Below are 12,815 nucleotides of genomic sequence, written 5' to 3' on the forward strand. Positions count from 1 at the left end.
TAATTGAAGAAGTTCAATTTATCCTTGATTTTAAACAATTATTCCATAATGTAATCTTCAATTGGAGCACAAGTACACATTAAATTTCTATCTCCATAAGCTTCATCTACGCGACGCGTACTTGGCCAAAATTTATTGGCTTCCACAAAAGGCAGAGGGAAAGCAGCTTGTTTTCTGGTGTATGAAAAATCCCAATGATCTGATGTAAGCATAGTTTGCGTATGCGGTGCATTGGTTAAAATGTTTTCCTTTTCTTCTTTTGTACACGTATTTATTTCTTCTCGTATAGAAATCATAGCTTCACAAAAACGGTCTAATTCTGCTTTTCCTTCACTTTCAGTAGGTTCAATCATCATGGTTCCAGCCACTGGAAAAGAAACCGTTGGTGCATGAAAGCCATAATCTATTAATCGTTTTGCAATGTCTTTAACTTCAATGCCATTCTTTTTGAAATCTCTACAATCAATAATCATTTCGTGAGCAGCTCTTCCACGTTCTCCAGAATATAAGCTTGGGTAATGCTGATTTAATTTTGCTTTAACGTAGTTGGCATTTAAAATGGCGTATTCAGTAGAAGATTTTAAACCTTCTGCACCCAACATTCTAATATATGCATAAGAAATTAAGCACACCAATGCAGAACCCCAAGGAGCAGCAGAAATAGCTGAAATAGCGTTTGTTCCGCCTGTTTTTACTACCGGATTAGAAGGTAAAAAAGGAACCAATTGTTTAGCTACACAAATAGGACCAACTCCAGGACCACCACCACCGTGTGGAATAGCAAATGTTTTATGTAAATTTAAATGACAAACATCTGCGCCGATTTTTCCAGGACTAGTTAAGCCCACTTGCGCATTCATGTTAGCGCCATCCATATATACTTGACCACCATGTTCATGAATAATTCCAGTAATTTCTTTAATTGAAGATTCAAACACGCCATGCGTAGATGGATAGGTTACCATTAAAGCAGCCAAATTTTCACTGTGTTTTTCTGCTTTTGCTTTTAAATCTTCTATATCAATATTTCCTTTATCAGTTGCTTTTACCACTACTACTTTCATTCCTGCCATTACTGCGCTAGCAGGATTTGTCCCGTGAGCAGAAGAAGGAACTAAGCAAATATTTCGGTTGAAATGATTATTGGCTTCATGATAAGCTTTAATTACCATCAATCCAGCAAACTCTCCTTGGGCACCTGAATTGGGCTGAAGTGAAGTAGCTGAAAAACCAGTAATTTCAGTTAAATAATCTTCTAATTGGTTTAGCATTTCATGATATCCTGCTGCTTGCTCTACAGGAACAAAAGGATGAATATTTCCCCATTGCGGATTACTTAACGGAAGCATTTCTGAAGCGGCATTCAATTTCATGGTACAAGAACCCAATGAAATCATGGAATGGTTTAAAGCTAAGTCTTTGCGTTCTAAACGTTTGATATAACGCATTAAAGAAGTTTCTGAATGAAAAGAATTAAAAACTTCGTGGGTTAAAAAAGCAGTTGTTCTTTTTAATGCTGAAGTTTCAATTATGCTAGGAAGTAAATCTTTAATTTGTTTGTTTTCACTTTGAAGCGCTTCAGCAAAAACAGCTATAATGCTATTCAAGTCTTCAACAGAAGTAGTTTCATTTATAGAAATAACCACTGTTTCTTCATCTGGATAATAAAAGTTGATTCCATTTGCTGTTGCAACTTTTTCGATAGCCTTAGCATTTGTTTTCAATGAAATGGTATCGAAAAACAATTCATTTTCCTGATAAATGCCAAATTTTTCTAATTGATTGGCTAAGCTTACGGCTTTTTTGTGAACTTGGTTTGCAATAAACTTTAAGCCTTTTGGTCCGTGGTAAACAGCATAAAAACTTGCCATAACAGCTAACAATACTTGAGCAGTACAAATGTTAGAAGTAGCACGGTCGCGCTTAATGTGTTGTTCTCTGGTTTGCAATGCCATGCGTAAAGATGGATTGCCATCAAGGTCTTTGGTTACACCAATAATTCTACCTGGAATGTTTCTTTTGTATTCTTCTTTAGTTGCAAAATAAGCTGCGTGTGGACCGCCGTAACCTAAGGGAATTCCAAAGCGTTGCGTGGTTCCATACACTACATCAACACCCCAATCTCCTGGTGCTTCAAGTTCAACTAAACTTAAAATATCAGCCCCAACGGCGATTTTTATGTCAGTTTCTATGGCTTTTTTACAAAATGCTTCGTAATCATATACTTTTCCTTTTACTCCTGGATATTGCAATACGGCACCAAAGAATTCTTCTGAAAAATCAAAATTTTCATGATTGCCTATAACCAATTCAATCTCAAGTGGCTCAGCTCTTGTTTGTAACAGTGCTAAGGTTTGTGGAAGAACTTCTTCTGATACAAAATATTTATTGGCTTTTGCTTTTTTCTTTGATTTACTTCTCACCGCATATAGAAGCGTCATTGCTTCCGCTGCTGAGGTAGCTTCATCTAAAAGCGAAGCATTGGGTAGCTCCATTCCAGTTAAGTCGCTAATCATGGTTTGGAAATTCAACAAAGCTTCTAATCTACCTTGCGCAATTTCTGCTTGGTAAGGCGTGTAAGCTGTATACCAACCTGGGTTTTCTAAGACATTACGTTGTATAACTGCCGGTAGAATTGCTTCGTGGTAACCCAAACCAATGTAGGATTTAAATACCTTATTTTTTTGAGCTAAGTTTTGGATGTGATTTGCAAACTCATACTCGCTTAAAGCAGGAGGAAGATTTAAGTCTGCGTCTAACTGAATATCATTGGGAATGGTTTCGTAAATTAATTGACCTAAAGACTCAACTCCAATAGATTCGAGCATTTCGGGTAATTCATCTGGTCTTACACCAATGTGTCGTGAAGCAAAAATATTTGTGTTCATGAATTTAGCTTAAAGTTTCGCGCAAAAATAGCTTTTTAGAAAGGAAACTTTTGTTAAATAAATACTTTCTGATTAGAAGTTTTTCAACCATTTGTTAACTACTTTTATTTTAAGTTAGCTTTGCAATATGAGAATACTGAAGGGCATTTTTCATTTTTATATACATTCCAGCTTTCATGTTGCTTTAGCAGTGGTTGCTTTCCTGTTTTTAAGAATGCAAGAATGGCAATTAAATCCAGATTCTAATCTTTTAATTTTTACATTTCTTGCAAGCATTTCTGGCTATAATTTTGTGAAATACGCAGGTGTGGCTAAGTTGTATCACTACAGGTTAACAAAACAGTTAAAAGCAATACAGTTGTTTTCGGCTTTGGTGTTTATAGCCATGCTTTATTACTTATTTCAATTGCAACAGGAAAGTTTATACTTGCTATTGGGCTTAGCATTACTCAATTTTATATATGCTTTTCCTATTTTTAAAAATGGAAAAAATTTAAGAAACTTAAGCGGTTTTAAAGTTTTTGTAATTGCTTTGGTTTGGTCTTCTACAGTGGTTTTACTTCCTTTTTTTGAATTCGGGATTCAAACCGATGAGTTAATTTACTTTCAATTTTTCCAACAATTTTTATTTGTAGTGGCTTTAATGATTCCTTTTGAAATTAGAGATTTTCGCTTCGATGATAATAGCTTACTCACTTTACCGCAGGTTTTAGGTGTTTGGGAAACCAAGTTAGTTGGTGTTTTATTTCTTGTTTTTAGTTTACTGATTGCAATTTTCATTGAAGAAATTAATTTCATATTCACAATTATATTTTCGATGCTTTTGGGAGTATCAATTATATTAAGCAAGAAAAATCAAGGTAGGTATTATGCTGCTTTTTGGGTTGAAGCTATTCCAATTTGTGCACTTGTAATGAATTTAATTTTTGGCTCATGATTTATGTTTTTTTGATAGAAATATTTGCTTTATTGGCTTTAGTGGAAATTTTTTTGTAAAAATAAATCAATTAGTTTGTGAATAATTGATTTAAAAATAGGTAATTTGTTTCTAAAGTTTGATTGTTTTGAGTTTATATCTTATTTAGATTTAATAAAAATAAATATATTTGCAATTCAATTAATTTAAAATTCCCAAATATGAATAAAATTTACTTTTTTAGTTTGTTTATGACGTTCTTTCTGACCACTGCTCAAAACCCTGTTTTAGAAGCGGATATTAATGTTGGAGACGGTAATTCAACACCTACACAGCTTACCGAGTATGATGGTGAATTAATTTTTAGAGCATCAAATGGTACTTCTAGTAGTGGTGGAAGCGGAAACGAATTGTTTAAATTTACCATAGATGATGGTGCAGAATTAGTAGTAGATTTACGTCCAGGTAGTAATTCAACTCCTAATAATTTGACGCTTTTTGATGGAAAATTGTTTTTTACCGCATTTGATGTAAATGTTGGAGGCGTAGATTTGTTTTCTTACGATGGAGTAGAAGTAAGTAGCGAATCGCTTTACGGAAATCAATTTTCTGGTTTGTTTAATCCAGTGGTTCATAATGGTAAAATATATTTTGCAGGATTCGATAGTAATTTTACATTCAACCGTTTAATTGAATTTGACGGAACAACCGGTGGAGAAGTTCCAGGTAGTGGAGACGAAGTTGTATTAGGTGGGCAATTTATCGGATTAGGCGATCATCTTTTAGTTTACATGAATTTAACAACAGAACCAACCGATGTTGGTAGAGAATTATACAAATATTCTATTCCTGATGAAACTTTTGAATTGGTAAAAGACATTAATCCAGGAGATGAGAATTCTAATCTATCCAATTTTGTAAACCTTGATAACGAAGTGTATTTTGAAGCTTTAAATGAATTATGGAAAACAGATGGAACAGAAACAGGAACTCTAAAAATAGCAGCTACCGAAAATGAAAACCTTGAAGTAGATGACTTATTTGTCTGGGAAGGAAATCTTTATTTTGAAGGAAACAACGATGATGGAAGAGAACTTTGGAAGTACGATCCTGTGGCAGATGATGCCACCCAACTTTCAAGTGTTTCCGGAGGAAACGATGATCACAGACCATCTAATTTTGTAATTCATGATGGGTTTATGTATTATGCAGGTAGAGATGGAGAAGACACTGAGGATCATTTATGGAGAACAGACGGAATTACAGTTGAACAGTTGGATGATTTTATAATAAGTGTATCTGAACTCGCTGTTTTTGATAACCGCATCTTTTTTAGAGGTGAAGAAGAAAACGTAACCGGAAATGAATTGTATTCCTTCGATCCTGAAAGCTTATCGGTAGTGCAAATCAATCCTTTAAATGAATTGGAAGTATATCCAAATCCGGTGCAAAACCAAATCAATTTTAACCAAGACTTGCCAGATGCCAATTATCAACTTTTCAATTTACAAGGAAAACTAATTCAGCAAGGCGAAATCAACAACCAAAGCATACAAACCAATCTACAACAAGGAATGTATCTTTTGAAAGTAGTTGACCAGGCTAACTTCAACAAAACTTTTAAGCTTACTGTAAAGTAATAACACATTAATTTTTCAAACTTGCTTGTCTGTATCTGTTGCAGACGAGCAAATTGTATATGAAATATCTTTTTACAGCCATATTATTCATTAGCTTGGTCAACTTTACGCAAGCACAACAGTCCCGAAGAATAACCGGAAAGGTTTTTAGCGCACAAGATTCAATTCCGTTACCGTCTGCAAATATTACGGTTAAAGGAACAAAAAAGGGCGCGATAACCGATTTTGATGGAAGGTTTATTTATCAACTCATCGCCGACAATATTGAAGAAACTGAATTGATTATCTCCTATCTAGGATTTAAATCCAAAACCATAAAAGTGGGTTCCAAAAATACATTTAGCATTTATCTGGAACCATCTGAAGATGAATTAGGTGAAGTAGTAATTACCAGTTCTTACGGTACCAACAAGTTGCGAGAAGAAGTGGTTGGAAGTATTACACAGCTTTCTAACAAAGACATCAACACCTTGCAAAGCTTTGAATCGGTAGATAAAATGATTGAAGGAATTGCACCCGGAGTGCAAATTCAAGCTAATTCTCAATTGGGTACGGCCACGCAAATCAACATTCGGGGACAAGGTACCTTTACTTCTCTAACTGGAAATTCACTAAATGCTTCAGCTCAACCTTTGATTATTGTTGATGGTGTAATCCTTTCAGAAGAAAACGGTTTTGACGATCAACTTTTTGATGGCGGTAGTCGCTTTGGAGAAGAATTTTTAAATCCCTTAACCAAAATTCCACCTGAAGAAATTGAAAGTATTTCCATTTTAAAAGATGCAGCCGCGGTTAGTGTTTACGGAGCAGATGGAGCAAATGGAGTAATTTTAATCACCACCAAAAAGGGAAAGTCAAAAGCTTTTGATGTTACGGTTTCTCAACAATCTGGATTTTCAAACCCTATAAACGAAATAGGTTATTTATCAGGCCCGCAATACCATTCTGTTTTGGTTCAATATTATCTAAACAATGGAGAATCTTTAGCCAACGCGACCAACTTAGCAGGATCATCAACAATCAACACAAATTGGTTTGATTTAATGAATGAAACCGGCTCATTTAGCAGAACACGTGTTGGAGTTTCTGGTTCAAAAGGCGATTTTGGTTTTAGAAGTTCCATTTCTTATTTGCTGAACGATGAAGCACAGGTGGGTAATTCTTTCAGCAATTTGTCAGGAACTTTTGGAGTGAGCTACAAAAAAGAAAAATTCTCAGCAGATTTCAGATTGGTGCCAACCTTGGTTAACAAAACCAATCCCAATTCGCTTTTTAGTTTTCCCTTACCGCCCAACGTTTCACCTTTTCAAGAAGACGGAAGCTTTACTATTATCGATACCGGAGTTTTGGGAAATCCCTTAGCGGTTTTAGAACAAAATCAATCAGATGCCCGAACAATTGGTTTATTAGGAAGTTTAAATTTGAATTACCAAATAAACGAAAATTGGTCGGTTAAAACCATTTTAGGTTTAGACTATACCGAAAAAGACCAGGACCGTTTTTTTTCAGGTGAAAATGCATCAGGTAGACTTAGTGGTTTTTTTGATGCTGACGGAGAAACTTACCCCAACTGGGGAAGAAAAGTAAATTTCAATAGAAATAACCAACGTTACACTTTCAATCAAATTGTTTCTTACCAGAAAGAAATAGACGAAAATCATTCTATCGATGGAATCTTAGGTTTTGAAGCCGCCGAAGAAAACATCACCAACCAAAGAACTTTTGGAAGTGGATTTATAGAACAAACCAGAAGTGCTTCATTTGAAGATGCTAACGATGTAAGGAAAGCTTCATTTACTTCAGAAAATGCTAGAACTTCAATTTTTTCTCAATTAAATTACGATTATCAAAAAAAGTATTTTGTAACAGGTAGTCTACGGCAAGATCAAAGTTCAGCTTTTGGTGGTGATGTAAATGCAGCTATTAATGGAGCTTTGGGGGTAAGTTGGGTCATTTCAAAAGAAGATTTTTTTGAAAAAATCGATGGCATTGATTTCTTACGCTTGAGAACAAGTTATGGCTCTTCAGGAAATTCCAGAATCGGAAGTTTTAGAGCGCGTGGTTTGTACAATATAGATGTATTGGATTTTGATGGATACAATGGTGGCATAAGTGCATTTCCACAATCTGCACCTAATCCTAGGTTGTCATGGGAGAGAAACATTAAATTCAATACTGGTTTAGACCTTAATTTTTGGAAAAAGCGCGTAAACTTCACCATAGAATATTACCGAGATGTTATTACTGACATAATTAGTTCAACCAATATTATTCCTGAAAGCGGTTTTACAACAGTACAAGCCAACACAGGAAGCATGATGAACCAAGGAGTGGAGATTTCACTTAGAGTCAAATTTGTTGAAAAAGAAAATTTTAAATACGATTTCAACTTTATTTTCTCCAGAAATGCAAATGAAGTATTAACCATAGAGAATTTAAGTTCTGCCTTTTCATCGGCTGAACGTGCATCAGCTTTAAGGGTTGGCGAAAGTACAACTGCAATTTGGGGTTTGAATTTTATCGGCATTGACCCTGCAACTGGAAGAGAGCTTTTTACCAAAGACGGTCAAGTTTACGATGGTGCAACCTATCGAGAGTTATTTGATAATCAAGACTGGGAAATTATCGGTGATCGCTTGCCTAGTTTTTTTGGTAGCTTTCAACATTCCTTTGTCATTCATAAACAATGGAGTATTCGAGCAAGATTTTTGTATTCTTGGGGTGAAGATATTTTGTTGAGTCGAGATTTAGAAAGTACAGACCAATTGCTACCAACCAGAAATATGATTGTAAATACCTTAGACTATTGGCAACAACCGGGTGATGTTGCCAGAAACCCAAGACCGGGAGCTGGACAACCTATTTTTTCAAACACTTCTCGTTATGTGTATGATACATCGCATATTAAATTTCAAAATTTAACCATCAATTACAACCTAAAACCTGCATTTGTCGAACGCTTAAAGTTGAAAGCAGCAGCCATTTTTGTAAATATGGATAACATTGCGTATTGGTACAAAAACGGAAGCCCAAAAGGCCAAAATGGAATACGAGAGTTGAGATTTAGGTATCCAGAAATGCGAACCATAACCATTGGCGCAAGTGTAAAAATATAATAACATGAAAAAAGTAATTCTATTCATATCGATTTTTGCAATTCTGGGCTGTAGCGATTTTTTAGATCGTGACCCCGTTGAACAAACTTCAACCGAGCAGCAACTCAGTTCGCTTGAAGGAGTTTTACAAGCTTTGAACGGCTCGTATCGAGAATATGAAGAGTTAAAATCGAGCATACATTTTGTATTTGCTGATGCTTTTGGTGGTAATGTGAAATTTGCTCCCAACCAACAAGGAATTCCCAATATCGACCCTTTATTTGAAACGGTTTACACTTTAAATGAAGAAGCAAATGCAGCAACTTATACTTCTTATTACAACGGAATGTATCAATTGATTTATTCTGTTAATCAAATTTTGTTGAATGTAGACGATTTACCCGATGCATCACCTGAAAAAATAAATCAAATTAAAGCGGAGTGTTTGAGCATTCGAGCTTCAGCTCATTTCGAATTGCTTAATTTATTTGCTCAAGATTATAATTTTACCGCAGATGCATCTCATCTTGGCATTGTTTACGCCATGGATATTTTAGAAGCTGGAGTAGACTTTCCTTCAAGGAATACCGTGCAAGAAACTTTCGATTTAATTGAAGCAGATTTACAAGATGCGCTTCAATTATACACATCTACTTCCGCCATAGACTTTGGTGCTTCAATAAGTTATTTTAATGCTTTAAACACTCGCGCTTTACTTTCTAGAGTGTACTTGTATGCTAACCGATGGGAAGATGCAATAACATATTCATCTCAAGTCTTGAGCCAACAAAGCCAGCTTACTCCAAGAGAAGAATTGGTGAATCAATGGTCACAATTTTCACCCATTTCTGAGACTTTATTAGAATTCACACCACCCATTTCGAGCGATGATGGAACAACTCGCTCAAGTGTTTCAGGTTACTATGCAATTATTACTAATAATGATGGTGAAGTAATCGATAATGAAAGGTATTCCGCTTCGCTAGATTTAGTTGAGTTGTATGAAGAAAATGATATTCGTGGATTGGGCGGTTTGCTAGAAACCTTCGAAATAAATACTGAAACTCCAGATGGAGTGGAAGCTTTGCCTTATCATTTTGTAAGAAAATACCCAGGAGATAGCGGTACGATGTTTATGCGTTTAGCCGAAATGTATCTGAATAGGGCAGAAGCCAATGCTAAGTTGGGTAATGAAACAGCCGCTATTGCAGATCTTATGCAAATAAGATTAAGGGCCAATCCAAATGCAGGACCAATCAACTTATCAGGAGAAGATTTAGTGGAAGAAATTTTGCTTGAAAGAAGGAGAGAATTGGCTTTTGAAGGTCATTTGTTTTTCGATTTAATGCGTAACCAAAAGGATTTAATCCGAAACGATGGTTGTACGATTGGAAACTGTAACGTAAATTACCCAAATTTTAGGTTTATTATGCCTATACCGCTTGCAAGCGAATTGATTAACGAAAACATGGAACAAAATGAAGGCTATTAAAGTTGTTTCTATTTTACTATTCGTCTTGTCTTTTTGCTCATGCCAAGAAGACGATAGACCGGTTTTGCAAGACCAATTTGTGCGCTTTAGTTTAATGTTGGACAACAACGGAAACCCTTTAGTATTTCCACAACAATCCAATAATGCCTTAGAAGTTTTTTCTTATACATTAGATAAAAGAGACACCTTAAAGTTACCTTTAGTGTTGAGTACTTCAAAGAATATTGAAAATCTAAACCTTGATTATTCGGTTAGCATCGATGGACTAGAAACTGAAAATCTACTTCTTTTGCCGAATAACAATCAGTTGAATTTTAATAATTCTAAATTTTCAGATACCATTACAATTGTTCCGCAGCAACGTTTCAATAACCTTTCAGGAGCTATCATAGAAATCGAATTGAATCAAATATCTGATGAAGATATTCACTTAGGTTATCCTAGAGAACAAAATAATTTAAGCAGCTTCACCGTTTTTATTGAAAATACACAGCCTATTGTTTACCAATTTGAAGATGTAGATTTCAATATACAAGGTAATCAAAATGAAGAATTTACTTTTTCAATTCTGTTTGATCAATTAGTTAGTTTTGAAGAGATTTCAGAGTTTGATTTTTTTGATTCGGAATTCATCAATTTTGTTTGTGATGCAAATCCATTTAGCGAATTCGACTTTTCAGTAGAGCTCATCCCATTTGAAGGTTTGTCTAACTCAGTTGAAGTACGCTTTACTATAGTTGAAGACGTAGGAGATTTCGAATCTAATTTAAATCTAAATTTGAGACAGGTAAATTCTGAAGAATTTATACGACAAGGAAATAGGTCGATTAACTTCACCAAAGAAGGAAGCTTAGATGTAACTAGAGAAGGCGACCCCGCAACAAATTGGTACAATGCAAATAACAATTTTCACCGTACTTTTGGTAGAGCTTGGTACTTTGATGAAGTAGATGGAGAATGCGATTGGCAAAGCTATCAAGCCTTTACCAGACCTGTTGATGTAGAAACAGGAAGTGAATTTGATAATGGAGAAGGCTACCACCGTTTTAAAATTGGTTTCAGAAGCATCATTGCAAACCCAAACGGAGATATTGTAGGAACCAATCCATTTAATCTTAGAAGATACTACGATGGAGCAAGTGTTTTTTCTCCAGCTTATGCAATTAACGAAGCAGTTGAATTTTTCCCCGATCCTAACCTTACAAATACAGGAGTGGTTAGAGTTATTCCAAGAACCTTACAATTTTTTGTCGATGAAAACCTAATAAATGTACCGATGTGCGGAAGCGGAAGTTATTCATTTAATGAAAACTTTAATGCTTGGGAAATGGACCTGACACTAATTTGTGATGAAACAGAAATTAATGGAAATCCTTTAGTTGAAAAGCATATTTTCGTATATTCGTTAAATGTATCTGGAGACCCAGAAAATCTAGATGAAATCTGTTCTCCCTATTACGAATTTTAAATGAAGCAATTTCTCACCTATTTATCTTTTACATTTGTATTGTTTTTGGTTTCATGCAATCAAGATTCTAAGAGCGATTACGAAGATGTTTCGTATTTACGAGAAGTTTACTCTTCAGGAAACAATGAAAATTGGCCTAACCCAAATTTGCATGAATCTGTTGATGTATCTTCGTTTGAAGATATCGGAGCATTACCACATGTTGTATTTCCAGAAAACAATCCTTACACAAAAGAAAAAGCAACTCTAGGAGAAGATTTATTTTTCGACCCAAGACTTTCTTCTAGCGGTCAGATAGCATGTGCATCCTGTCATAATCCCAAAAAAGGCTGGACAGATGGAATTGAAAAGTCTATAGGCCACAAGGGAATCATGGGGAAACGAAATGCTATGACCATTATAAATATAGCACATTCCAGTTCTTTGTTTTGGGATGGACGAGTAAAAACTTTGGAAGAACAAGTTTCTTTTCCAATTGAAGACCCCACTGAAATGAATCAAGATTTTGGAATAGCATTAAGTCAAATAGCTAGTTTACCTTATTATCAAGAAAAATTTAAAGCTGCATTTGAAGACGGGAAAGTTTCTGATGAAAATTTACGCAAAGCAATAGCCACTTTCCAACGTACCATACAAAGCAAAGACAGTAAGTTTGATCAATTTGTTAAAGGCAACGATACTATTTTTTCTGATGAAGAAGTTTTAGGCTTGCATTTATACAGAACCAAAGCCAATTGCATAAGTTGCCACAATACTCCTTATTTTAGCGATAATCAATTTCATAATGATGGTCAAACATTGTTAGGTTCTCGACACGAAGATTTAGGATTGTTTAATATTACTAAAGATACAACAGATTTAGGTAAGTTTAGAACACCTACTTTAAGAGAAATAGAACTTACAGGGCCGTGGATGCATCATGGCAATTTTCCAACTTTAAAAGATGTAGTTCAATACTATAATCATGGTAATCCTGCTCCGATATCTAAAAAACACTTAAAAACCAATGATAAAAGAATTGCCTTTTTAAAGAGTTCAGAAATTCTAGAACCCCTTCAATTAACAAATGAAGAAGTAGGTCATATCATTCAATTTTTAAAAACATTATCTTCTCAGTACACTACTTCTGATAAAACAGATTTAGTAGTGGAGCCTTAATTCGCAGAAAATCAATCTAGTATTAATATTTCAAAATTCCCTCAATTATTTCCTTAAAAACATTTGTTTTGTATTGCAAAAAGGTTGTATTTTTGCGCCCCGCAAGTTCGCTATGATGTTTGGTTTTGGTAATGTAGAGTGTTTTGTAAAAATATTTA

The 12,815-nt window shown here is 34.9% G+C and carries 7 protein-coding genes; 6 read left to right on the forward strand and 1 reads right to left on the reverse strand.

The window, feature by feature from the left end; all coding sequences use genetic code 11:
* Positions 1-38: 38 nt before the first annotated feature.
* Entirely contained in the window at positions 39-2,888 is a 2,850-nt protein-coding gene (gene gcvP / locus IEV72_RS13175) for an aminomethyl-transferring glycine dehydrogenase (protein ID WP_188459590.1), read from the reverse strand.
* Positions 2,889-3,015: 127 nt separating this feature from the next.
* Here gcvP and IEV72_RS13180 point away from each other — a divergent pair, with 127 nt between their 5' ends.
* From IEV72_RS13180 to IEV72_RS13205, 6 genes are all read left to right on the forward strand, one after another.
* A complete protein-coding gene (locus tag IEV72_RS13180) occupies positions 3,016-3,825 on the forward strand; it encodes a UbiA prenyltransferase family protein (RefSeq protein WP_188459591.1) in 810 nt (269 codons plus the stop codon).
* Positions 3,826-4,025: 200 nt separating this feature from the next.
* Positions 4,026-5,444 carry a T9SS type A sorting domain-containing protein gene (locus IEV72_RS13185; RefSeq protein ID WP_188459592.1) on the forward strand — a complete coding sequence of 473 codons (1,419 nt, stop codon included), beginning with the start codon at positions 4,026-4,028 and terminating at the stop codon, positions 5,442-5,444.
* Positions 5,445-5,503: 59 nt separating this feature from the next.
* On the forward strand, positions 5,504-8,560 hold the full coding sequence (locus IEV72_RS13190) for a SusC/RagA family TonB-linked outer membrane protein (protein WP_188459593.1): 3,057 nt from the start codon (positions 5,504-5,506) through the stop codon (positions 8,558-8,560).
* A gap of 4 nt (positions 8,561-8,564) precedes the next feature.
* Entirely contained in the window at positions 8,565-10,031 is a 1,467-nt protein-coding gene (locus tag IEV72_RS13195; RefSeq protein WP_188459594.1) for a RagB/SusD family nutrient uptake outer membrane protein, read from the forward strand.
* Entirely contained in the window at positions 10,018-11,499 is a 1,482-nt protein-coding gene (locus IEV72_RS13200; protein ID WP_188459595.1) for a hypothetical protein, read from the forward strand. Before IEV72_RS13195 ends, IEV72_RS13200 begins: the two co-directional genes overlap by 14 nt.
* Positions 11,500-12,657, forward strand: a complete 1,158-nt coding sequence (locus IEV72_RS13205) for a cytochrome-c peroxidase (RefSeq protein ID WP_188459596.1) — start codon at positions 11,500-11,502, stop codon at positions 12,655-12,657.
* Positions 12,658-12,815 lie beyond the last annotated feature (158 nt).

The organism is Psychroflexus planctonicus, from assembly GCF_014640195.1.
Classification (GTDB): Bacteria; Bacteroidota; Bacteroidia; order Flavobacteriales; family Flavobacteriaceae; genus Psychroflexus; species Psychroflexus planctonicus.